This window comes from Proteus sp. TJ1640 (genome assembly GCF_003144445.1).
Lineage (GTDB): Bacteria > Pseudomonadota > Gammaproteobacteria > Enterobacterales > Enterobacteriaceae > Proteus > Proteus penneri.
On sequence record NZ_PENY01000010.1, the window covers coordinates 169707 to 195336 of the forward strand.

21 protein-coding genes are annotated in these 25630 nt (G+C 38.6%); 11 read left to right on the forward strand and 10 right to left on the reverse strand.

The window, feature by feature from the left end; genetic code table 11:
- Positions 1–66: 66 nt before the first annotated feature.
- The 7 genes from ppiD to bolA all read right to left on the reverse strand — a co-directional run bounded on the left by ppiD (position 67) and on the right by bolA (position 9761).
- The gene (gene ppiD / locus DK861_RS03745) at positions 67–1944 is read right to left on the reverse strand and encodes a peptidylprolyl isomerase (protein ID WP_109399289.1); all 1878 of its coding nucleotides are present in this window, start codon (positions 1942–1944) and stop codon (positions 67–69) included.
- A 473-nt stretch (positions 1945–2417) separates the two neighbouring features.
- The gene (gene hupB / locus DK861_RS03750; protein WP_036911695.1) at positions 2418–2693 is read right to left on the reverse strand and encodes a nucleoid-associated protein HU-beta; all 276 of its coding nucleotides are present in this window, start codon (positions 2691–2693) and stop codon (positions 2418–2420) included.
- A gap of 214 nt (positions 2694–2907) precedes the next feature.
- Entirely contained in the window at positions 2908–5268 is a 2361-nt protein-coding gene (gene lon / locus DK861_RS03755; RefSeq protein ID WP_072063666.1) for an endopeptidase La, read from the reverse strand.
- A gap of 260 nt (positions 5269–5528) precedes the next feature.
- On the reverse strand, positions 5529–6800 hold the full coding sequence (gene clpX, locus DK861_RS03760; protein ID WP_006535087.1) for an ATP-dependent protease ATP-binding subunit ClpX: 1272 nt from the start codon (positions 6798–6800) through the stop codon (positions 5529–5531).
- A 140-nt stretch (positions 6801–6940) separates the two neighbouring features.
- On the reverse strand, positions 6941–7564 hold the full coding sequence (gene clpP, locus DK861_RS03765) for an ATP-dependent Clp endopeptidase proteolytic subunit ClpP (protein WP_004245088.1): 624 nt from the start codon (positions 7562–7564) through the stop codon (positions 6941–6943).
- A 256-nt stretch (positions 7565–7820) separates the two neighbouring features.
- Complete coding sequence (gene tig / locus DK861_RS03770) at positions 7821–9125, reverse strand: trigger factor (RefSeq protein WP_072063667.1); 1305 nt, start codon at positions 9123–9125, stop codon at positions 7821–7823.
- 321 nt (positions 9126–9446) lie between these two features.
- Positions 9447–9761, reverse strand: a complete 315-nt coding sequence (bolA, locus tag DK861_RS03775; RefSeq protein WP_006535089.1) for a transcriptional regulator BolA — start codon at positions 9759–9761, stop codon at positions 9447–9449.
- Between the two features lie 341 nt (positions 9762–10102).
- On the opposite strand from bolA, the gene DK861_RS03780 reads away from it, so the two are divergent.
- Positions 10103–10681, forward strand: coding sequence for a YajG family lipoprotein (locus tag DK861_RS03780; RefSeq protein ID WP_109399290.1), 579 nt, complete (start codon positions 10103–10105; stop codon positions 10679–10681).
- A 55-nt stretch (positions 10682–10736) separates the two neighbouring features.
- Positions 10737–12257: a muropeptide MFS transporter AmpG gene (gene ampG, locus DK861_RS03785; RefSeq protein WP_109399291.1), complete on the forward strand. Its 1521-nt coding sequence runs from the start codon at positions 10737–10739 to the stop codon at positions 12255–12257.
- A gap of 84 nt (positions 12258–12341) precedes the next feature.
- Here the strand turns inward: ampG and dbpA are convergent, their stop codons facing one another.
- Positions 12342–13715, reverse strand: coding sequence for an ATP-dependent RNA helicase DbpA (dbpA, locus tag DK861_RS03790; RefSeq protein WP_109399292.1), 1374 nt, complete (start codon positions 13713–13715; stop codon positions 12342–12344).
- Positions 13716–14074: 359 nt separating this feature from the next.
- On the opposite strand from dbpA, the gene DK861_RS03795 reads away from it, so the two are divergent.
- From DK861_RS03795 to DK861_RS03825, 7 genes are all read left to right on the forward strand, one after another.
- Positions 14075–14836 carry an outer membrane protein OmpK gene (locus DK861_RS03795; protein WP_109399293.1) on the forward strand — a complete coding sequence of 254 codons (762 nt, stop codon included), beginning with the start codon at positions 14075–14077 and terminating at the stop codon, positions 14834–14836.
- 496 nt (positions 14837–15332) lie between these two features.
- A complete protein-coding gene (gene cyoA, locus DK861_RS03800; protein ID WP_006535098.1) occupies positions 15333–16283 on the forward strand; it encodes a cytochrome o ubiquinol oxidase subunit II in 951 nt (316 codons plus the stop codon).
- Positions 16284–16287: 4 nt separating this feature from the next.
- Positions 16288–18270 carry a cytochrome o ubiquinol oxidase subunit I gene (gene cyoB / locus DK861_RS03805; RefSeq protein ID WP_072063672.1) on the forward strand — a complete coding sequence of 661 codons (1983 nt, stop codon included), beginning with the start codon at positions 16288–16290 and terminating at the stop codon, positions 18268–18270.
- Positions 18270–18881: a cytochrome o ubiquinol oxidase subunit III gene (locus DK861_RS03810; RefSeq protein ID WP_072063673.1), complete on the forward strand. Its 612-nt coding sequence runs from the start codon at positions 18270–18272 to the stop codon at positions 18879–18881. The genes cyoB and DK861_RS03810 overlap by 1 nt, the downstream gene beginning before the upstream one ends.
- Positions 18881–19213 (forward strand): cytochrome o ubiquinol oxidase subunit IV, encoded by a 333-nt coding sequence (locus DK861_RS03815; protein ID WP_006535101.1) that lies wholly within the window; start codon positions 18881–18883, stop codon positions 19211–19213. The genes DK861_RS03810 and DK861_RS03815 overlap by 1 nt, the downstream gene beginning before the upstream one ends.
- Positions 19214–19224: 11 nt before the next feature.
- Entirely contained in the window at positions 19225–20109 is an 885-nt protein-coding gene (gene cyoE, locus DK861_RS03820) for a heme o synthase (protein WP_072069392.1), read from the forward strand.
- Between the two features lie 173 nt (positions 20110–20282).
- Positions 20283–21653, forward strand: coding sequence for an MFS transporter (locus DK861_RS03825; protein WP_072063675.1), 1371 nt, complete (start codon positions 20283–20285; stop codon positions 21651–21653).
- Positions 21654–21731: 78 nt separating this feature from the next.
- Here the strand turns inward: DK861_RS03825 and DK861_RS03830 are convergent, their stop codons facing one another.
- Entirely contained in the window at positions 21732–22223 is a 492-nt protein-coding gene (locus DK861_RS03830) for a YajQ family cyclic di-GMP-binding protein (RefSeq protein ID WP_072063676.1), read from the reverse strand.
- A gap of 225 nt (positions 22224–22448) precedes the next feature.
- Between DK861_RS03830 and panE the strand changes: the two genes are divergently transcribed.
- Entirely contained in the window at positions 22449–23369 is a 921-nt protein-coding gene (gene panE, locus DK861_RS03835; protein WP_072063677.1) for a 2-dehydropantoate 2-reductase, read from the forward strand.
- Positions 23338–23955: a protein deglycase YajL gene (yajL, locus tag DK861_RS03840; RefSeq protein ID WP_109399294.1), complete on the forward strand. Its 618-nt coding sequence runs from the start codon at positions 23338–23340 to the stop codon at positions 23953–23955. The genes panE and yajL overlap by 32 nt, the downstream gene beginning before the upstream one ends.
- A 91-nt stretch (positions 23956–24046) precedes the next feature.
- On the opposite strand, the gene thiI is transcribed toward yajL, so the two are convergent.
- On the reverse strand, positions 24047–25498 hold the full coding sequence (gene thiI, locus DK861_RS03845; protein WP_109399295.1) for a tRNA uracil 4-sulfurtransferase ThiI: 1452 nt from the start codon (positions 25496–25498) through the stop codon (positions 24047–24049).
- Between the last annotated feature and the right edge of the window lie 132 nt (positions 25499–25630).

Consider the following 25630-nt stretch of genomic DNA (forward strand, 5'->3'; position numbering starts at 1 on the left):
CAAAGTGAATCGGTATAAAAAAACCCAGCTTTATGCTGGGTTTTCAATGTAATAACTCAAATTCGATTATTGATAATCTTTATCAAAGATTTCAATTTTAGCGTTATCTCTTAAGTCACGTAACATGAGTTGTAACGCTTCTTCGCCCATCTGAGCACGATAGAGATTAGTCATAAACTCAAGTTGTTCAGATGTTGGTTTACCATCTGTTACGCTATCTAATTGAATAAGGACAACTTTAGTACCAGGTACATTAGTCATACCATACTCTTTTTTACCTTCAGCAGGTTTTGGCATAGAGAAAATAGCAGTTTGTACGACATCTGTTGCAGATGAGTGAACGATGCTTTCTTCACTACCAAACGAAACATTAGCAGCTTTCAGTGCTTCTTCGCCTTTACCTTCTTTCAATGCAGCTAAAAGTTTTTGGGCTTCCGCATTCATGGCTTGTGATGCTTTTTGCTGTTTAACCAGCATAACGACCTGATCACGCACTTTGTCTAATGGTTGGCTTGCTGAAGGCTTATAACCTTCTACACGCACGATAAATGCACTGTCATTACCTAACGTCACCATGTCTGAATTCATGCCAGTTGGGCCATTTTCATCCACCAATGAACCCCCAAAAATTAACTGGGTGAGTTTTTCATTATTTAATGGTGCAGGAACGTTATTTTCATCAAACCAATCAGTATTAACCACCGTCACGTTGCCCGCTTTAGCGGCGGGAGCTAATGTGTCGTTGTCATTAGATGCAGCTTGGCTCACCTTTTGTTGTAATGCGAAGAAATCATCAATCGCTTTGTTTTCACGCATTTTTGCCAATAAATCTGTTTTCACGTCATCAAATGGTTTTACAACAGAGGGTTTGACATCATCAAGACGGAAAATTGCGTAGCCATTACTGATTTTAACAGGTTCAGAGATTTGGCCTTTTTCTGTCAAACTTGCATTAGCCAGCTCGGGTAACTCTTGCCCGATAGTTATCCAACCTAAAGAACCATTTTGTTTTTTAGAGAAACTATCAATAGATTTTTCTTTCACTAACGAAACAAAATCAGCGCCTTTTTTCAGCTCGTCTTCTGCTTCTTTAGCCGAAGCTTCATCAGCTAATACTAAGATACTGTACTGTTTCTGCCCTGCCGTAGTGAACTCATCAATATTACTATCGTAATAAGCTTTCGCTTCTTCATCAGTAATGTTGATATTATTAAAATCTTTTTGAGCATTTAATTGGATATAGCTAATTTTAAATTGCTCTGGCGCGATGAACATTCGGTTATTTTGCTCATAGAACGCTTTCACTTCTTCATCAGATGCCGTTTCTTTTTCGAGGAATGGCTGAATGTCTAATGATGCTAAGCGTACATTACGGCTTTGTAGCATTAATCCAGCAAATTCTTTAACTTCGCTATCTAAGGCAAAATCAGTGCCTTGGATAGAAAATTTTAATTGCTGGTTAATTAGGTTTTGACGAATGCCTTCTGCGAAGGCATCCGCATCAATATTATTGCCTTTCAATAAATCGACATATTTTTTATTGTCAAATTTGCCGTTAGTTTGAAAGTAAGGAAGTGCAAAAATAGCATCTCTAATTTGCTGATCACCGGCTGAGATACCCAGCTTTTGTGCAAATTGATCAAGTAATGCTTGGTTGATCAATAAATCAAGCGCTTGTTGGCGAATAAGTTTCTGACCTTCTTCTGAGGAAGCAAGAGCAGCAAAATTTTCACCCATATCTTGTTGTAATTGAGCTCGACGTTGTTGATAAGCTTGCTCTAATTGAGAACGGCTAATTTTATACCCGTTAACTTCAGCTGCATCATTGACGCCTGAACTAAAGAGATATCCGCCCACACCAGTTAGGACGAAGGAGAGGATGATCACAGCTAATAATATTTTTATAAATGGATTATTAGCAGTGGAACGAATGTTGTCCATCATAACGAGACGAGGCTCCGTTTGGTGAAATAAAAATTATTTTTATGGGTGCTACACGACTATTTTGAGCACAGCGAAAAGATAATATGCTCATGCTGGCTAAATATCAAAATGTCGCGACACACGACAATCATTAAAAACAGCCAGTCCCATATTAATGCACAGTCTTAACACGCACTTTCTATAACTAAGAAAAAACTAAACAGCATTATTTGATTCATTGATTACGATAGCAGTTAACTCATCACTGAATCATTCATTGTTGTCTATTTTAGTTATAGAACAACGGGGCATTCTATCAAATGACCACTTCAGTTTCACGTTTTATCGCCAGAGAATACAAGGTTTAATCGTGATTTATAATCAAAAAAGAAAAGCGCATCTCCAAAAGATGCGCTTCATTTTTTAATTGAGTTGTTTTCTGTTTACCCATAACGTTAAGTTAATAACTCTTTGGCAGAAAGTTCATTCAACTATTATTGATTAACTGCGTCTTTTAAGCCTTTACCAGCACGGAATGCAGGAACTTTTGCAGCTTCAATTTGAATTTCTTTACCAGTTTGTGGGTTACGGCCAGTACGAGCTGCACGATCACGTACAGTAAAAGTACCGAAACCTACTAATGCTACATCATCACCTTTTTGTAAAGATTCAGTGATAGAAGCAACCAGAGCATCTACAACACGACCTGCTGCCGCTTTTGAGATATCTGCATTTGCAGCAATTTTGTCGATCAGTTGAGTTTTATTCACGCTTTCATCCCCATAATTTTATGCGTTATTTTTCACCATTAATGGCAAATTTTGCAAACGTCGTTATATCAAGCCTTTTTAGATATAGCAAGACCGATAAAACAGCATTTTTAATTAAAATCGCCATTAAATTAGCGACACAAAAAAAGGCTGGCAAGCTTTTATTACTTATCCAGCCTTTTTTTTAGCTATAATTTATGACTAATATCACTCTTTAGTGTGATTTATCAGTAACAACTTCCATGCCAAACGGTGAGTTTTGCAGGGCTAGCGTTAAAACTTCCTCTATTGTTTTCACCGGATGAATATCCAGATCAGCAACAATATTTTCAGGAATTTCTTCTAAATCACGTTTATTTTCATCAGGGATAAGAACTGTCTTAATTCCACCGCGATGTGCAGCAAGTAACTTTTCTTTTAGTCCGCCAATTGGCAATACTTGTCCGCGTAACGTAATTTCGCCCGTCATTGCAACATCAGAACGTACAGGATTACCTGTTAGGCTTGATACCAACGCAGTACACATTGCGATACCAGCACTTGGACCATCTTTTGGTGTTGCCCCTTCAGGAACGTGTACGTGCATATCACGTTTTTCATAGAAATCGCTATTAATACCCAGTTTATCAGCACGAGCACGAACGACAGTCATTGCCGCTTGAATAGACTCTTGCATCACTTCACCTAAAGAACCAGTGAATGTTAGCTTGCCTTTACCCGGTACACTTGCAGTTTCAATAGTCAGTAGATCACCACCCACTTCTGTCCATGCAAGTCCTGTTACCATACCTACTCGATTTTCTGTATCAGCACGACCGTAGTCAACTTTACGGACACCTAAGTAGTCTTTGAGATTATCTTCGTTAATCTCAATATGTTTGATTGTGCTATCCATTAGCAGCTGTTTTACTGCTTTACGGCATAATTTAGAAATTTCACGTTCTAAACTACGTACACCCGCTTCACGCGTGTAATAACGAATAATGCCCATAATCGCACTGTCATGAATTGTCAGCTCGCTTGGTTTTAACGCATTACGCTCAATCTGTTTTGGTAACAAATGTTGCTTAGCAATATTCAGTTTTTCGTCTTCGGTATAACCTGATAAACGAATAACTTCCATACGATCCAACAACGGTGCGGGTATATTCATGGAGTTAGAGGTTGCCACGAACATAACATCAGACAGATCGTAATCAACTTCCAGGTAATGGTCATTAAATGCGATGTTCTGTTCTGGATCTAACACTTCTAACAGAGCAGAAGCTGGATCACCTCGCATGTCAGATGACATTTTATCAATTTCATCTAATAGGAAAAGTGGGTTTTTGACGCCAACTTTCGCCATTTTCTGAATTAATTTACCTGGCATAGAACCGATGTAAGTACGACGGTGACCACGGATTTCAGCTTCATCACGTACACCACCTAACGCCATACGAACATATTTACGGCCTGTTGCTTTAGCAATAGATTGACCCAGTGAAGTTTTACCTACTCCCGGAGGCCCTACCAAGCACAAGATTGGCCCTTTAATTTTGCTAACACGAGACTGAACTGCGAGGTATTCAAGGATACGCTCTTTAACACGTTCTAAACCGTAATGGTCAGTATCAAGAACTTCTTGCGCTTTCACTAAGTCTTTTTTAACTTTGCTACGACTATTCCAAGGAACTTGAACCATCCAATCAATATAGCTACGTACAACCGTGGCTTCTGCTGACATTGGCGACATCATTTTTAATTTCTGAAGTTCCGCTTCTGTCTTCTCTTTTGCCTCTTTTGGCATTTTAGCCGCATCGATTTTACGCTTCAGCGATTCCATTTCATCAGGTGCATCATCCATCTCACCTAATTCTTTTTGAATCGCTTTCATTTGTTCATTGAGATAATACTCACGCTGACTCTTTTCCATCTGCTTTTTAACGCGGTTACGAATGCGTTTTTCAACTTGTAGCAGATCGATTTCTGATTCCATCATCGCCATTAAATATTCAAGGCGTTCTGTCACATCAGACATTTCAAGTACAGCTTGCTTATCTTTTAATTTCAGCGGCATATGTGAAGCAATGGTGTCTGCTAATTTCGCTGATTCTTCGATAGCATGTAATGAGGTTAATACCTCTGGCGGAATTTTTTTATTCAGCTTGATATAACCTTCAAACTGATTAATCGTTGTACGATTTAAGACTTCTTGTTCGCGCTCATCAACGGCTGGCGTTTCAAGGTATTCTGCTTTCGCCTGAAAGTATTCACCATTGTCAGATAGCGTCGTAATTTTGGCACGACGAATACCTTCAACAAGTACTTTTACTGTTCCATCAGGTAGTTTTAGCATCTGTAAAACAGACGCAACTGTACCAACAGAAAAAAGATCATTCACACCTGGTTCGTCAGTAGATGCATCTTTCTGCGCAACCAGCATAATTTGTTTGTTGTCGTTCATCGCGGCTTCTAAGCAATGAATAGATTTTTCACGACCAACGAACAACGGGATCACCATATGCGGATATACAACGACATCACGTAATGGCAATACAGGTATTTCAATACGTTCTGGACGCTCAGGATTCATAGAGCTCTCTCTTCGTTTTTAGCTTAACGCTTTTACAGGTAATTTTATTCGCATGTCACCAAATAAAATTAATTCCACGGATTGTCAAAATATATAAGGGCACTTTTCTGACATTCAATAGCATTACGCATTAAAAAAACAAAATGAGGGAAAATTCCCTCATTTTTATTGCGTTGGCACGCTTTATCTTGAATTTCTCTCTTACTTTTGAGAGAAAACGAGATAATGTCAGACAAAGGACACTGCCAAATTACGATGCATTATTCACCTGAAGCCTGATTTTCTGGCTGACTATAAATAACCAGCGGCTCAGATTTTCCATTAATAACGCCTTCATCAATGACCACTTTTTCTGCATTTTCAAATGAAGGAAGGTCATACATCGTATCAAGTAATGCAGCTTCAACAATCGAACGTAAACCACGAGCACCCGTTTTACGTACCATGGCTTTTTTCGCTATTGCAGTCAGCGCTTCCTTACGGAATTCTAAATCTACACCTTCTAATTTAAATAATGCCTGATATTGCTTAGTCAATGCATTCTTAGGTTCTTGTAAGATCTGGATTAACGCTTCTTCGTTTAATTCGCCTAGCGTTGCAACAACAGGTAAACGACCAATAAATTCAGGGATAAGACCAAATTTAATCAGATCTTCTGGCTCAACTTGGGCTAATAATTCACCTTCGCTGGCTTTCTCTTTTTGGCTTTTAACTTCTGCGCCAAAACCAATACCTGAGTGTGTATTTAAACGCTGTGCAACAACTTTATCGAGTCCTGCAAATGCACCACCACAAATAAAGAGGATTTTAGAAGTATCAACTTGTAAAAATTCTTGTTGTGGGTGCTTACGTCCGCCTTGAGGAGGAACAGAAGCGACAGTGCCTTCAACTAATTTTAATAATGCTTGCTGTACACCTTCACCAGACACATCACGGGTGATTGATGGGTTTTCAGATTTACGGGTGATCTTGTCAATTTCATCAATATACACAATACCACGTTGTGCTTTTTGCACATCGTAATCGCATTTTTGTAGCAGTTTTTGAATGATGTTTTCAACATCTTCACCCACATAGCCCGCTTCTGTCAGCGTTGTGGCATCTGCCATAGTAAAAGGAACATCAAGGTAGCGTGCTAATGTTTCTGCTAGTAACGTTTTACCGCTACCAGTAGGACCAATCAGCAAAATATTACTTTTTCCTAGCTCAACACCATTGGCTTTATCGCCATTACGCAGACGTTTATAGTGATTATAAACGGCAACAGCCAAAACTTTTTTAGCCAATTCCTGACCGATAACATAGTCATCAAGGTGCTTACGGATTTCATGCGGCGTTGGCAATTCACTGCGTTCATGATGAGGTGCCAGTTCTTTTATTTCTTCACGAATGATATCAACACATAGATCGACACATTCATCACAGATATAAACCGACGGACCAGCGATCAATTTTTTTACTTCATGCTGGCTTTTACCGCAGAAAGAGCAATACAGAAGCTTCCCAGAGCTATCTTTGCGCTTATCTGTCATCAGTCAACCTCACTTAGTTATTCTTCTTATTATTTATAAGAAGAAAGTCTTTTTTACATAAATATTGATAGCCGTTTCCTTTGCATTATTGACTAACAAAGAAAACGTATTAATTCAGTTACTATTACAACGTGTAATAATTAGCTACGTTGAGTATAGACTTTATCCACTAATCCATATTCTAACGCTTCGTTAGCGGATAAGAAACGATCACGCTCAGTGTCTCTTTCTATTTCTTCAATAGATTTACCTGTATGTTGAGCCATTAGCTCATTCATACGGGATTTTACTTTCAAAATTTCTTGAGCATGAATTTGAATATCTGTTGCTTGCCCCTGGTAACCACCTAATGGTTGGTGGATCATCACACGGGAGTTAGGTAAGCAAATACGTTTACCTTTCGCACCAGCAGATAATAAGAAAGCACCCATTGAACACGCTTGCCCCATACAAATGGTACTAACATCTGCTTTGATATACTGCATGGTGTCATAAATAGACATACCCGCAGTAATTACACCACCTGGTGAGTTGATATACAGGTTGATGTCTTTCTCTGGATTTTCTGCTTCTAAAAATAGCATTTGAGCAACGATAAGATTAGCCATGTGATCTTCAACTTGGCCAGTCAGGAAAATAATACGTTCTTTCAATAAACGTGAGTAAATGTCGTAAGAACGCTCTCCTCGCGAAGTTTGCTCTATAACCATCGGCACCAGAGCCATATTAGGTGCGAATTGTTCCTGTGTGTCGTTAAATGACATGTCTGTCTCCTATTGCATTCTTATTGGTGCCAATGACAACAATTTTACTTGAGATAATTGATCATGACCATTTCTAATGATCTAATCTCTCACAAGACATTCAAGGCGCCTCGCGAGGAGTAATAAAGAGAATATAGAATTATCTGGAGATAATCGCTCAGATTTCAAGACTAATTTTGATAAATATATACAAACTGAAAAAAACCCGTGGTAAAAACCACGGGTTTTTGCTTAAAACCGATATCGCGGTTAAGAATTAACCCATTTGAACTTCGTTCATTAGTTCAGTGAAGTTAGTTTCTTTTTCAGTTACTTTAGCATTTGCTAAGATTTTTTCTACCGCTTGCTCTTCTAACGCAAGATTACGAATGTTGTTCATCAGTTGTTCGTTCTTATTGTAGAACTCAACAACTTCTGAGGGATCTTCGTAAGCTGAAGCCATTTCATCGATCAGTGCATTCACACGATCGTCTTCTGCTTTCAGTTCATTACTATTGATCACTTCACCTAACAGTAATCCAACGATTACACGACGTTTAGCTTGTTCTTCGAACAGTTCACGTGGTAATTGCAGAGCTTGTTTCTCATCGCCACCAAAACGTTGAGCAGCTTGACGTTGCAGAACTTCAATTTCGCTGTCTACAGCAGCTGCAGGTACGTCAACTTCGTTTGCTTTAACTAAGCCATCAATAACTTGTGTTTTAACACGAGTACGGATTGCATTTTTCAGTTCACGTTCCATATTTTTACGTACTTCAGCACGTAAACCATCAACAGAACCATCTGCAATACCAAAACGCTTGATGAACTCTTCAGTTAATTCTGGCAGTTCACGCTCTTCAACTTTTTTCAGGTTGATAGCGAATTGTGCTTTTTTACCTTTCAGGTTTTCAGCGTGGTAATCTTCTGGGAAAGTCACATCAATTGTGAATTCTTCTCCAGCTTTATGACCGATAACGCCTTCTTCGAAACCTGGGATCATACGACCTTGACCCATTGCCAGTACGAAATCTTCAGCTTTTCCGCCTTCAAATTCTTCACCGTCAATAGAACCGTTGAAATCAACAGTTACGCGATCTTCTGCTGCGACTGCGCCGTCTTTGTCTTTCCACTCTGCTTGTTGCTTACGCAGTGTTTCTAACATGTTATCAACGTCTTCGTCTTTAACAGTAACAACGGGTTTTACAACTTCAATGCTTTCCAGATCTTTCAGTTCGATTTCTGGGAAAACTTCGAATTCTACAGAGTAAACAAAGTCTTCACCTTCTTTGTATTGCTCTGGTTTGTATTCAGGCGCGCCAACTGGGTTTACTTTGTTTTCGATGATAGCGTTAATGAAATTACGCGACATTAAATCACCAAGAACATCATTCAGTACAGACATACCATAACGCTGTTTAACCATAGACATTGGAACGTGACCTTTACGGAAACCATCAATGCGAACAGTTTTAGCAGCTTTTTTCAGTTCACTGTCTACAGCAGTTTGGATATCAGCGGCTGGTACGGTGATTGTGACACGACGCCCTAGGCCTTGAGTCGTTTCAACAGAAACTTGCATCTTGTTACCTCAAAATAAGTTTTAGTGCTCGGTCTACTTTAAAGGAAACTAACATGATATTGACATGTTTAGGTTTATTTTCCTTTCAGAACCGGGGCCGCCACATTTAAAAAAACGAGGATCCCTGATATCAGAAGCATCCCGAAACCTTACTGAAAATTAGACGCGACATTATAACGATCTAGAGGGGTTGAGTCGAGAAAGAGCCGTTTTATTCCTCAATTTTTTCATAAAATCGAGCAACTCCACTCTTTTTTCCTCTATAAAGAACAAAAAATACGCATCTTAGGATCTATTTACTCACGATTAACGATAAGGTTGTTAATCTTCTTGGCTTCCGCCTCGACACCCAGGAGAGCGTAATGCTTTATCCTGCTGTTCATTCCATTCACTCAAAGTAAAAGTGTGTAATGCTAATGCATGAACACCATTTTCCATTTCATGAGCTAATGTTTGGTACACATCACGATGGCGCGTAACACTACGTTTCTCATTAAAATCATCACTAACGATAATGACTTTAAAGTGACTTTCAGAGCCTTCGGGCACATTATGGCGATGGCTTTCGTTTATTACTTGTAAAAAATGCGGTGAAAAGCGCGAAATCAGCTTATTCTCAATATCATCACGGATCATCTCTGCCCCTAATACTCTAGCCTTTATACCATGGTGAATAAAAAAATAAGTCAACCAGCCTATATTGATTTAGTCTTTATCAATACAAAATGATGAGCTTATTCTTTTTAATTTTGCTGATGATAATCGCTTATTTTTCATCTTGAGTAAAACCATTGACCAAATATTGTCAAATACATGAGTAAAAATGAGAGTAATTTGAAATAAAATCAATTGATAAAATCAGATAATTTCGTTCTTTAAGGGGATATTAGCAACCTATTAGCAGTGGTATGATAGGCTAAAGTTTGAAGCCTATTCTACTTATTAACACAACAGACTTATTTAACCGAGATTACCTCATGATTAAAAATTTACTCTGTGCTGTTTTTGCATTAACACTACTTTCAGGTTGTGCAACTCCTAGTAACAAATTATCTATTGAACCAGTGATGTCAGTTCCTGCGGCCGACCCTACAATGCGCCCTATTTCACTGAATATTTCAAGCCAAGACAAACGCGCATCAAAAAACCTAGCGGAAATCAACCGTAACGGTAAATTAGAAGTCCTTGTTCCAACTCGTGACATTGCATTTTTAATGCAAGAAGTTCTGCAAAAGCAGATGACAGCTCGTGGTTTTATGATGGGTTCTCCTGCTTCTGCTGATGTAATTATTGTTATCAATAAACTCAATGCAGATGTTGGCGAAGGTAGTATTCGTCATAATATCAGTGCAAAAGCGGATATTTCAGTTATCGTTACCCTACCAAATGGCAGCTCTAATACCAAAACATTCCGTACTAGCTACAATGTCCAAGGCCCATTTGGCGCAACTAATGAGAAAATTGCCGCCGCGATTAACAATGTCTTAAGTGAGCTCGTTAGCGATATGGCAAAAGACGCTTCAGTCAGTCAATTTATCAAATCTAACGCCCGTTAATTTATTAGAATAAACGACCTGTTATCTTAAACAGGTCGTCGAAAGGAATTCTTGCATGGTTCAGCCTGCCTTCAAACAAACCACTTGGTACAAATCATTTATTTTACTGTTACTTGGCTTTACTTCTGGATTACCACTTGCATTAACTGCGGGTACATTACAAGCATGGATGACAGTAGAAAACATTGATTTAAAAACCATTGGTTTCTTCTCATTGGTGGGACAAGCCTATGTTTTTAAATTCCTCTGGTCACCCTTTATGGATCGCTATACCCCCTCTTTTCTTGGCCGACGCCGAGGATGGATGTTACTCACTCAAATAGGGTTAGTACTTGGTATTGCAGGAATGGGATTTTTAAATCCTAATGATCATTTATGGTGGCTAGCCTCTTTAGCTGTCATTGTTGCTTTTTGTTCTGCTTCACAAGATATTGTTTTTGACGCCTATAAAACAGATATATTAAAAGCAGATGAGCGTGGTACAGGTGCTGCAGTTTCTGTCCTAGGTTATCGCATAGCCATGCTTGTTTCTGGAGGAATGGCACTTTGGTTAGCTGATAAGTATATTGGTTGGCAAAATATGTACTGGTTAATGGCTGCCTTAATGGGAATTGGTATTATTGCCACACTACTTGCCCAAGAGCCAGAAACCACCGTAAAACCACCACGCACACTCTATGAAGCCGTTATTGAACCTTTATATGAATTCTTTTCTCGTAATAATGCTTGGCTAATTTTACTGCTTATTGTGCTGTATAAAATGGGAGATGCTTTTGCCTTAAGTTTAAGTACCACTTTTCTTATTCGCGGTGCGGGGTTCGATGCAGGTGAAGTAGGATTAGTGAATAAAACACTTGGGCTTGCAGCCACTATTATTGGGGCATTGCTAGGTGGTTTATTAATGCGCCGTTGGAGTTTATTTAAAGCACTGATGATTTTTGGTATTTTGCAAGGTGGCTCAAATATCGGGTATTGGTATTTAGCTATTTCTGAACAAAGTATTTATAGCATGGGTGCGGTAGTTGCATTTGAAAATATCTGTGGAGGAATGGGAACAGCCGCATTCGTCGCCCTTTTAATGACACTTTGTCATCTCTCCTTTTCAGCAACACAATTTGCGTTGCTCTCGGCTCTCTCTGCAATTGGTCGTGTTTATGTTGGCCCAGTTGCAGGCTGGTATGTTGAAAGTCATGGTTGGGAAGCATTTTATCTTTTTTCTATCGTTGCTTCTGTACCTGGTCTTATTTTGCTGTTGGTTTCGAAAAACACACTTATTTATACGCAAAAAACGGGGGAATTCCTTAGAAGAACCTTGTTTATTAAACAGTACCGTTTTGCTATTTATGGCTTGATGCTAACGACTCTTTTCTTTATTTGTAGTTTAATTCTTGTTGTTACAAATTCACTACCAACATTAGAAATGTTCCAATCTGTCGATTTTATTCAAAAAATAGATACTGATAGATTAAGTTCTTGGGCTTCAACACTCTTTTTATATGGTGTTATTATTGGTGCGGTAAGCCTTATCTTTGGCACAATCCTAGATTATTTAGCCCTTAAGAAAACAACACATTAGTTTTATTACTTTCTCAAGATATGAACCATAAAAAAGGACAGGTTAAACTGCCCTTTTTGTATTCTTATGTTCTGAGTAAAAAATTTATCTAAATAATCTTACTTTTACTGTTTTACCCTTAATTTTACCTTGTTGCAGCTGTTTCCAGACTTGTTTTGCAATAGATTGTTTTACAGCAACATAAGCATGTGTTGGGTTAATCATAATTTTGCCAATATCGGCACCATTGAACCCCATATCACCCGTTAATGCCCCTAAAATATCACCAGGGCGCATTTTGGCTTTTTTACCACCATCAATACATAATGTAGCCATTGTTGCTTCAAGTGGCGTAATTTGTAGACCTGTAGGAATAGGCAACCAATTTATCTTCATATGAAGCATTTCTTCTAAAGCATTGGCACGTTGAATTTCTTCTGGTGCGCAAAAGCTAATAGCCAATCCACTCTCCCCAGCTCTGGCTGTACGGCCAATTCGGTGAACGTGCACTTCAGGATCCCATGATAATTCGTAATTGATCACCATTTCTAACGCTTTAATGTCAAGCCCGCGAGCTGCAACATCTGTTGCGACTAATACACGACAACTCCCATTAGCAAAGCGAATAAGCGTTTGATCACGCTCTCTTTGTTCCATATCGCCATGTAAAGCAAGCACACTTTGATTGCTTTCTGTCAGTGTTTCATACACATCTTGGCAATCTCGCTTTGTGTTACAAAACACGACGCAAGAAGCTGGTTGCTCACGACTTAACAGTTTTTGCAGCAATCCTATTTTTCCATGACGAGATATTTCATAAAACTGCTGTTCAACAGCCGGAAGTTCATCAACAGAATTGATTTCAATAGTGATTGGGTTTTGCTGGATCTTACGACTAATTGTTGCGATCTCATTCGGCCAAGTTGCAGAAAAAAGCAATGTTTGGCGTGCCGTTGGCATACGAGAAATAATATCGTTGATATCATCAAAAAATCCCATATCCAACATTCTGTCTGCTTCATCCAACACCAATGTTTTCACATCATCTAAAGTGACAGTCTCTTTCTTTAGGTGATCAAGCAATCTGCCTGGTGTTGCAACAATAATATGTGCAGCATGTATTAATGAATCACGCTGGATACTAAATGGAACTCCTCCACACAGCGTTAATACTTTGATATTTGGAAGATAACGAGCAAGACGACGTAATTCATTTGCAACTTGATCAGCAAGTTCTCGCGTTGGACATAAAATAAGTGATTGAGTATTAAACTGTTTTGCATCAATGTGTTGCAAAAGCCCCAAACCAAAAGCAGCCGTTTTACCGCTACCTGTTTTTGCCTGAGCGCGAACGTCCTTTCCTTCAAGAATAGCGGGCAAAGCAGCTTCTTGAACCGGAGTCATAGTGAGATAACCCAATTCATTAAGGTTAGCGAGTTGTTCAGCAGGAAGTGCGTTAAGTTCAGCAAATGAGGTCACAATGAAAATTCCAAGTAAGATAAAAACGAATATTGGCTAATGATACTATCCCTTGATTCCTGTGTCGTGAGGTATTTTTACGCGATTGTTACCACATATTTTTCTTTCTTCTTCCGCTTTCTTTTTTTGCCCAAAAACAGTTATTAAGCGCTTAATCCATTCAAAGAAGTTCAAATAATAAAAATAAACTAAACAATACTAAAATTCTCATTTTCAATTATCAATTTAATATTCTAGAAATAGATCTTATTTTCAACATCATAATCTGCAAATTGCAATTTTATAGGTTATAGTTTCAAAAAATATAAAAATATAAATTCACCACAAAATTATTTCATTAAAATAAATTGAGATTATTCATGATAAAAAAAACATTTTTATTAACCATCGCAAGTACACTTTCTTTATCTGCTCAAGCTAGCTATTTAGGTGGCTTCGCTAATACCAGCATCAATTATCTTGATTGGACTACTCATACAACACACAAAACAGGGCAATCTTCTCATAAAGATGATTTTGCCTATCTAGAACTTGAAGGTGGTGCCCACTTTTCATGGGGTGAATTTTACGGTTTTTTTGATCTGGAAAATCCCTTTAATCCTCGAAAAACAGAACCAGGTGATAATCAACGTTATACTGTTAAAGCAACAAGTCGCATTTACTTAGGTGAAAGTGATGTTAATTTATACGGACATATTTACGGTACATGGTCACTTCCCGGTAAAGAAAACAACGGCAACTTCCATGAAGTTAATACACTTTACGGCTTAGGCTATAACACACAAATAGATAATTTATGGTTTAAACCATTTATTGCGCTTCATTATGTCGATCAAACTTACTATTCAGGAAATAATGGCTACGTTGTTGGCTGGGTTGCTGGATATGATTTTTCGATTAGCGCTCAAAAATTTAGCATTAGCAATTGGCATGAAATGGAATTTAACCGTCATGAGCGTTATGGCAATGGGGGGAAAGATGGATTTAATGGCGCTTTAGCTTTTTGGTGGCATCCAACGACCTCTATTACTACGGGTATTCAATATCGTTATGCTTATAAAAAGTTAGGCGAAGATTTTTTGCAAGACGGCATTGTATATAGCCTGAAATATAATTTTTGATCGCTAATTGTTAATTTTTATTACAGCGAAAGCCTTTTTATTCGCTGTAACCTCTTTTTACCACTTAATGGAAAGTTTTCTTATTGGATATAAATATTCATCAAATTACTAATTAGCCATATTAAAAATTACACAAACATCAAATATAGATATTAAACATTAATATAAAAAGGATTTCACCTATCAACTCTCCTCCGACCTCTAATCTGTTACTTTTTTAATCACAATACGTTTTCTTACACTTTTTATTGCATTTTTATTTGTAAAAATATGTATTTATTTTAAAAATATGGTACTTTATGAAATTATAGTTAATACGCAATAATTAAATTAACATTTATTTAATATTTTGATTACTTGTGATCACATTAACACAAAAGACCAACCAACCACTTACTTACCATTACAATTGTTTACACTGTCGCAACCTTACCGTAAAATGTCCTTACTGATACTGATGAAACAACAATAGAACCTTTGTCATTTGGGTCGTTGGATGAGACTTATGAAATACATAAAAAGTATTGGGACACTCTCGCTATTAGCAGCAGCTCTTCTCTTAAGTGGCTGTGATATGGCGTTAATGAATCCCAAAGGCGCTATCGGCGCTGAGCAAAAAACATTAATCCTCATTGCGCTTGGTTTAATGTTAATTGTTGTGATACCGGTAATACTGATGGTGATTGTTTTCGCTTTTCGCTACCGTGAATCCAATACTAAAGCCACCTATCGCCCAAACTGGGCTCACTCAAATAAAATTGAACTCGTCGTTTGGACTGTGCCAATTATCATCATTGTGATTTTGGCGAGCATTACATGGAAAACAACCCATGAGCTTGATCCTTACAAACCTTTAGAGTCCACAGAAAAACCTGTCACCATTGAAGTTGTTTCAATGGATTGGAAATGGTTATTTATCTATCCAGAACAAGGTATTGCAACAGTTAATGAACTGGCTTTCCCTACTAATGTTCCTGTTAATTTCAAAATCACTTCTGACTCTGTCATGAACTCATTCTTTATCCCTCGCTTAGGTGGACAAATCTATGCGATGGCAGGAATGCAAACTAAGTTGCACTTAATTGCTAATGAACCTGGTGAATATCAAGGTATGTCTGCAAGTTATAGTGGACACGGTTTCTCTGATATGAAATTTACAGCGATTGCGACACCTGATCGTGCCGGTTTCGATGCGTGGGTTGAAAAAGTCAAACAATCGCCAGATACGTTAAATACGACCGCTGCATTTAATGAACTTGCTAAACCAAGCCAGAAAAATCCAGTGACCTACTATTCAAGCGTGAAGCCAATGTTATTCCAAGAAACTATTTCTAAATTTGGTCATACAGGTCATGGCGCTCACACAGGTGGCAATCAGACAGCACATGCTGATGCAACAATGAATATGAACATGAGCCATGCGGCACATGCAGGAGCAGAGGAATAAAGGCATGTTCGGAAAATTAACTCTTGATGCAATCCCTCTACATGAACCAATTATCGTAGTTACTTTACTCGGTATTGTTCTTGGTGGACTTGCTATTGTTGGCGCACTAACTTATTTTCGTAAATGGAAATGGTTGTGGACCGAATGGTTAACCAGCGTTGACCATAAAAAAATTGGTATTATGTATATCCTCGTTGCAATGGTCATGATGTTCCGTGGCTTTGCCGATGCAATTATGATGAGAAGCCAACAAGCTCTCGCCTCTGCCGGCGAAGCTGGTTTCTTACCACCTCATCACTATGATCAGATTTTTACCGCACACGGCGTTATCATGATTTTCTTCATGGCGACTCCTTTCGTTGTAGGTCTGATGAATCTTGTTGTACCTTTACAAATTGGTGCCCGTGATGTGGCCTTCCCTTTCCTTAACTCACTGAGCTTCTGGTTCTTTGTCGTCGGTGTAGTACTCATCAACATTTCTTTAGGTATTGGTGAATTCGCACAAACAGGTTGGTTAGCTTATCCACCACTTTCTGGTTTGGAGTATAACCCAGGAGTCGGGGTAGATTATTGGATATGGAGCTTACAGATATCCGGTATTGGTACGCTTCTAACTGGGGTTAACTTCTTCGCGACTATTCTGCGTATGCGTGCGCCGGGTATGAGCATGATGAAAATGCCAGTATTCTCTTGGGCTGCTTTATGTACTAACGTCCTGATTATTGCTGCATTCCCAATTTTAACAGTTACTATTACGCTATTAACTTTAGACCGCTATCTTGGTACGCACTTCTTTACCAATGATATGGGCGGTAACATGATGATGTACATCAACCTTGTATGGGCTTGGGGGCATCCAGAAGTTTATATCCTTGTTCTGCCTGTATTTGGTGTGTTCTCTGAAGTTACAGCAACATTCTCTAAAAAACGGTTATTCGGTTATACCTCTTTAGTTGGTGCGACTGTCGTTATTACCGTATTGTCATTTATCGTTTGGTTACACCACTTCTTTACTATGGGTTCGGGGGCTAACGTAAACGCCTTCTTCGGTATCGCCACGATGATCATCGCTATACCAACAGGAGTTAAAATCTTTAACTGGCTGTTTACGATGTATCAAGGTCGTATCGAATATAAAAGCCCAATGTTGTGGACTATCGGTTTCCTTATCACCTTCTCTGTTGGGGGGATGACAGGGGTTCTGTTAGCCGTTCCGGGTGCAAACTTTGTTTTACATAACAGCCTATTCTTAATTGCCCACTTCCATAACGTTATTATCGGTGGTGTAGTATTTGGCTGTTTCGCAGGGATGACTTACTGGTTCCCTAAAGCATTCGGTTTCACACTGAATGAGAAATGGGGTATCCGTGCATTCTGGTTCTGGTTTATCGGCTTCTTTATGGCCTTTATGCCACTGTACATTCTTGGCTTTATGGGTATGACTCGTCGTATCAGCCAAAACATCAACCCTGAATTCCATCCAATGTTAATGGTTGCTGCGGGTGGCGCTGCACTGATTGCTATCGGTATCGCTTGTCAAGTTATCCAGATCTACGTAAGTATCCGTGACCGTGATCAAAACCGTGACTTAACGGGCGATCCATGGGGCGGACGTACGCTGGAATGGTCAATTTCCTCACCAGCTCCTTTCTATAACTTTGCTGTTGAACCTAATGTTCAAACTCGTGATGAATGGTGGGATCAGAAAGAAAAAGGCACAGCCTATCAGCGTCCAACCAAATACGAACCGATCCATATGCCTAAAAATACAGGCGCGGGTGTGATTATTTCAGCATTCAGCTTAGTCCTTGGTTTTGCCATGATCTGGCATATCTGGTGGTTAGCTATTGTTGGTTTCGCTGGCATGATTGTCACTTGGATCGTGAAAAGCTTTGATACAGATGTGGATTACTATGTCCAAGTACCTGAAATTGAAGCTATCGAGAATAAGCATTATGAAGAACTGAAAAAAGCAGGTGTGAAATAATGTCTACTCAAACTGTAAATAACACAAACGCCCATGAACATCATGGGCACCACGATGCAGGAGCGACGAAAGTTTTCGGCTTCTGGATCTATCTAATGAGCGACCTTATCCTGTTTGCCAGCTTATTCGCCACTTATGCGGTGCTTGTTAACGGGATTGCAGATGGTCCTTCAGGTAAAGAGATTTTTAGCTTACCGTTTGTTTTAGTTGAAACCTTCTTACTGCTATTTAGTAGTATCACTTTTGGTTTCGCTATGCTGAGCATGAATAAAGGTAGCGTTAGCCAAGTTAATCTGTGGTTATTTGTTACTTTCTTATTCGGCTTAGGTTTCGTCATCATGGAAGTTTACGAATTCCATGAGCTAATCGCAGAAGGTTATGGCCCAGATCGCAGTGCATTCTTATCTGCATTCTTTGCATTAGTTTCAACGCACGGTCTTCACGTCACTGCGGGTTTAATTTGGATTGTAATTATGATGATCCAAGTATCACGCCGTGGTTTAACTGAAGTTAACCGTACTCGTTTAAGCTGTTTAAGTCTGTTCTGGCACTTCCTTGACGTTGTCTGGATCTGTGTGTTCACCGTAGTTTATCTGATGGGAGTGATGTAATGAGTCATCCAAATACTTCTCCTTCAGGCGCAAGCCACGGCAGTATGAAGTCTTATCTAATCGGCTTTATTCTGTCTGTTATCCTCACCGTTATTCCATTTTGGATGGTGATGGAAGGAACAGCGACACCAGCAACAATTCTCTGGACTGTTGTCGGTATGGCAGTTGTGCAGATTGTGGTTCACTTAGTCTGCTTCTTGCATATGAATACGTCATCAGAAGAGCGCTGGAACGTCGTCGCATTCCTGTTCACACTGCTTATTATCGGCATTGTTGTCGTAGGCTCGTTGTGGATTATGTACAACCTGAACATCAATATGATGATGGATTAAGAGTTGTCGCTATGATTAAGCAATACCTACAAGTCACCAAACCAGGAATTATTTTCGGAAACTTAATTTCTGTAATAGGTGGTTTCCTTCTCGCCTCTAAAGGTGAGATTGACTACCCCCTATTTGTCGCGACTCTACTTGGGGTGTCTCTGGTCGTTGCTTCTGGTTGTGTTTTTAACAACTATATTGACCGTGATATTGACCGTATCATGGAAAGAACGAAGAACCGCCCATTAGTTAAAGGATTAATTGACCCTCGAATTAGCCTGATTTATGCCTCAGTATTAGGTATTGCAGGTGTTGTGCTGCTCTATGTAGCAGCCAACCCGCTTGCAATGTTTATCGCTGTATTTGGTTTTATTATTTATGTTGGGGTTTATAGCCTCTATATGAAGCGTAAATCTGTTTATGGCACACTGATTGGAAGTTTATCTGGCTCTGCTCCCCCTGTTATCGGTTATTGTGCCGTTAGCGGTGAGTTTGATGCAGGCGCGGCAATCCTATTACTTATCTTTAGTTTATGGCAGATGCCTCACTCTTATGCCATTGCTATTTTCCGTTTTAAAGACTACCAAGCAGCTAATATTCCGGTATTACCCGTTATTAAAGGGATCTCAGTCGCTAAACGCCATATCATTCTTTATATTCTGGCATTTATGATTGCAACCTTAATGCTGACATTAGTTGGATATGCGGGCTATAAATATCTAATAGTTGCTTCTGCCGTCAGTATTTGGTGGTTGGGCATGGCTTTATCCGGTTATAAAGCAACCAATGATAAAGTGTGGGCACGAAAATTATTTATTTTCTCTATTGTGGCAATCACTTCATTAAGTGTAATGATGTCGGTTGATCCAACAAGCTCAACAGAAACTGTTTTTGCTTATTTAAGATAATGTATTTACTAAAGTAACCGAAAGACCAGTCAGCCTTCTGACTGGTCTTTTTTTATCCTGTTTCGCGACTAAAGAAGATATCAGTACAGTTTTGACTTTTTTACATCCCATTTATTGATTAACCTCGTTATAAAATGTCATTACAATGGGGTATCAGTAATACGAGGTAATCCATGAATGATAATAAAATGACCCCATTAGAGCGCAAAGCAACATGGGGACTAGGCACTGTCTTTTCTCTTCGCATGCTTGGCATGTTTATGGTACTCCCAGTTTTAACCACCTATGGGCTTCAGCTACAACACGCAACAGAATCTCTCATTGGATTAGCCATCGGTATTTATGGATTAACACAGGCTATATTCCAAATTCCTTTTGGTATTTTCTCTGATAAATTTGGTCGAAAACCTATGATTGTTTTTGGCTTAATTATTTTTATTGTCGGGAGCCTTATTGCAGCTCTTAGCGACAATATTTACGGCATTATTATTGGTCGGGCACTACAAGGTGCTGGTGCTATATCAGCCGCAGTTATGGCTTTACTCTCCGATCTAACTCGAGAACAAAATAGAACAAAAGCAATGGCCTTTATTGGTATTAGCTTTGGGATAACCTTTGCTTTAGCCTTAGTTTTAGGCCCTATTTTAACGCATATTTTTGGCTTACATGGCCTGTTTTGGGGAATTGCTCTACTCGCCTTGGGTGGCATTGTTATTACGCTTTTTACTGTGCCGAATAGCGAACACCCTATTCTTAATCGAGAATCTGGTTTTGTCCGTGGCAGTGTAAAAAAAGTCTTATTTGATGCACAGCTTCTTAAGTTGAATACGGGTATTTTTTCACTACATACTTTATTAATGGCTGCATTTGTTGCACTTCCTCTAGTTATGAGTAGCGCTGGTTTAGCAAAAGAAAAGCATTGGATTGTTTATCTAGTCACTATGCTAATTGCCTTTATTACTGTACTCCCTTTTATTATCTATGCAGAAAAAAAACGTAAAATGAAACAGGTTTTCTTATTCTGTATCTTTTTACTAATTATCGCTCAAGTTATTTTAATAAGCTCTGGCTCTAGTTTATGGCTAATTATTGCTGGCATTCAGGTCTTTTTTATTGGCTTTAATATTATGGAAGCACTACTACCTTCATTAATCAGTAAAGAAGCACCTGCTGGCTATAAAGGTACAGCAATGGGAATTTATTCCACCAGCCAATTTTTAGGTGTGGCATTAGGCGGTATTTTAGGGGGATGGCTTTATCAGCATTATGATGCACAAATCGTATTTCTGGGCTGTTTAGTGATCGGCATTATTTGGTTTTTGATTAGCTTAACATTACGCCAACCCGCTTATGTCAGTAGCTTACGCGTTGAATTACCTAAAAACCTATCTTCAAGCCAACAACAGAGACTACAACAATTATTTAATCAACAACCGGGGGTTAATGAAGTTGTGATTATGGCTGATGAACAAAGTGCTTATATCAAGGTTGATACCAAACAGACACCGAGAGCAACATTAGAGTCGCTAATCTCTTTGGTTTAAAGGTCGATAAATTGACGGGATAAAATAAAAATGCGCTGGTTTAACAGCGCATTTTTATATGACTCAATAGATAAACAATTAGTCACGGAAATTATTAAATTGGAATGGCTGCCCTAACTCACCTTCTCTGACTAATTTCATTACGGCTTGTAAATCATCACGTGATTTACCTGTAACACGGACTTGCTCACCTTGAATTTGAGCCTGAACTTTTAATTTACTGTCTTTGATCAACTTAACAATTTTTTTTGCTAAGGCTGTATCAATACCTTGTTTCAACGTGGCTTCTACGCTGTACATTTTTCCACTGTGAGTCATCTCTTCAGGGATATTTAATACCGCACCATCAATCCCTCTTTTTGCCATTTTCTCACGCAGAATATCTAATAATTGTTGAACCTGAAATTCAGATACACTGGTCGTTTTCACTGACTCTGCTTTTTCGTTTAATTCAAAGCTTGCTTCAACGTTACGAAAATCCCAGCGAGTAGTCAGTTCACGTTGCGCGTTTTCTACTGCATTACGCACTTCATGTAAGTCAACTTCAGATACGATATCAAAAGATGGCATTCTTTCTTCCTCAATAAATAAATACAACCCGAATAATAGCTTCTTTTAGAGTTGCAAAAAAGCATTGCACATTCAATAACAAATTTATCCCTTTCACTTCCTCTTATAGTAAAGCGCAAACATACATTAAACAGGAAAGTGTAATCAATGTTATAATTTTAGCTTAATAGTCTAATAAGCGTCAGTAGCCATCTTGCGCTATTACGATTTGCAAAAAGAGGCACAATGAAAATTACCGTTTTAGGATGTGGTTCGATTGGTAAACTTTGGGTTGCAGCTTTAACACTTCAGTCTCATGAAGTACAAGGTTGGCTAAGAGTGCCACAGCCTTTTTTAGACGTAAGTGTTGATAACATTAATGGTGAGCCTTTTTATCAGCGTATTACCGCAAATCAACTCGAATGGTTAAAGCAGAGCGAATTATTAATTGTTTGCTTAAAATCTTGGCAAGTATCAGATGCTGTTAATGCACTATTACCTTATCTTTCTGCACAATGTCCGATTTTACTCATTCATAATGGTATGGGTACTGCCGATGAATTAACAGCAACACAACACCCCATTATCAGACCTATATTACAAGGCATTATTACTCATGGTGCTTATCAACAAGGGCAAGATGTTATTCATACAGCAACAGGAATAACACATATAGGTCCATTAAATCATGCGGCTCAACAATATAGCTATTTAGCAGAAACCTTGCATCATGCATTGCCTGATGTCGCTTGGCATAATGATATCCATACCATTAGTTGGCTAAAACTTGCAGTTAATTGTGTTATCAATCCTCTTACCGTTTATTATCAATGCCGTAATGGTGATTTATTGCGTTATCCTGAGCATATTCAAAAAGTATGCGACGAAGTTTATCAAGTGATGGAACGTGAAGGAGTCGTACCAACGTCTCAAGCTCACCTTCATGGCTATATTATTGATACCATAGAACAAACTGCAAATAATTATTCTTCTATGTATCAAGATGTGAAATATCAACGCCATACAGAGATTGACTATATTACGGGTTATTTATTACGTCGAGCTTCAGAACAAGGGCTTGTATTGCCAGAAAATAACCGCCTTTTTCAATTTATTAAACAACAGGAAGGCAATTATGACCATATCAGCGCTCATCTGCCTAGCTAATGGAAGCGAAGAGACCGAAGTCGTCACTACCGTAGATTTGCTGGTAAGGGCTGGGATTAATGTCGTACTTGCAAGTGCAGAAAATGATGTTGATGATCTTGTTATCACTTGTTCTCGTGGTATTAAACTTGTCGCCGATGCGCCTCTAGTTCGTGTTGTTGATCATCACTATGACGTTATTATTCTCCCCGGTGGATTACAAGGTACTGAAACATTGAGAGATAGCCCTTTAGTGGTCGAAAAAGTACGTCGCATGCACAGTGAAAATAAACTTGTCGCAGCCATCTGTGCAGCACCGGCAATGATCCTTGAGTCTCATAATATTTTTCCCATCGGCAACATGACAGGTTTTCCTGCATTAAAAGATAAAATATCACCGAAAAAATGGGTTGATTATCGAGTCTATTTTGATGAAAGAGTCAATTTAATTACTAGCCAAGCACCCGCAACATCTATCGATTTTGCACTAAAAATTATCGAACGCTTAAAAGGTAAAGAAGCTGCTGCTGATGTCGCCAAACAACTTGTATTGCCACCTGGTATTTATAATTATCAAGATGAATTTACTGGGTTCGGGGATAGATAGATAATAAAAGCCACTATATTGAACTGTTCTAACATATTAGACTGCTCAATATAGTGGCTTTTTTTATTCCTGATAACTAAAGATTATCGCACTACTTTTTACGATACACTTTTACGTTTTCAAAACCTTGCTCACGTAAATAAAGCGCTTGTAAACGGCTCATCATACCGCGATCACAATACAGTAAATAGGTTTTAGTTTTATCTAAATCACCAAACTGAGTGCTTAATTTATAGAAAGGTAATTCTTTAACATCAATGTCATCCATTTTTAATGGTGATGTTTCTTGTTCTTCAGGGGATCGAATATCAAGAATAACGTCATTTGTACCGAATTCAGAGACCATTTCAACTTCTGTCACTTGTTGTACAGTTTCTTCGGCTATACGGCGAATATCCATATTCTTGGCATTTTCAACAACGTTATCAAGAATAGAAAAATCAAATTTCTCTTCTTCCGCTTCGATCTTCGCTTTGACGGCTTTCACTGTTGGGCTTTTTGAAATTACCCCACAAAATTCTGGCATTGTGCGAGCAAAATCTTCTGTGCCAATTTGGCGAGCAATATTGATAATGCTCTCTTTATCATGCGTGATAAGAGGACGTAAAATTAACGTATCTGTCGCATTATCAATTAAACGCAAATTAGTTAAGGTCTGGCTAGAAACTTGGCCTAATGCTTCGCCAGTCACAATTGCTTGAACACCATAACGCTCTGCCACTCTTGATGCTGCACGTACCATCATACGTTTTAATACAACACCCATTTGACCATCATCGACTTTTTCTAAGATTTCTGCGACAACAGGTTCAAAATCAACAGCAACGAAATGCACTTTATGTGAACGGCCAAAACGGTTCCATAAATAATGCGCAACTTGTTTAACGCCAATTTCGTGTGCAGAACCGCCTAAGTTAAAGAAACAATAGTGAACTCGGCTACCACGACGCATTAACATATAGCTTGATACACCTGAGTCATAGCCACCAGAGATCAGTGATAAGACATCTTCTTGCGTACCAATTGGAAAACCACCAATACCTTCATAGCGCGCGTTGACTAAAATAAGTTTATCATCTTCAATTTCTAAATTAATGGTGACATCTGGACGCGTTAATTTCACTTTTGCACTTTCAACATGTTGGTTAAAACCCCCACCAACATAACGCTCAACTTCATTTGAAGTAAAACTGTGCTTACCACGACGTTTGGCACGAACACAAAATGTTTTGTTTTCAACTAAATGCTTAAATGCCGCAAAAGTTTGCTCAAAAATATTATGTAAGTCGGTATAAGGATGTTCTTCGACTTGTAAAATGTGATGAATACCAGGAATGCGTGTTAATGCATCACATACTGCTTCACTTTTACTTTCATCTTTACTCACAACCACAATGTTATCCCAATTACGGACAACTGTGATTTCATCGCCGATTGAATTTAATACATTACGGATATTGCTAGTGAGAATTTTGATAAAACGTATACGAACTGATTGGCTTTTGATCGTAATTTCGGGGAATAATTTAATAATAAACTTCATAGTCAATGGTCATAGGTTATTAAGTAGAAACATAAACTACAGTGATGTAAATTGACTGGAGTTTATAAAAGTCACAAAGTATATCACCAATATTTAGGGCTCACCCGCAAAAATCATCGACTGAATAAGAAA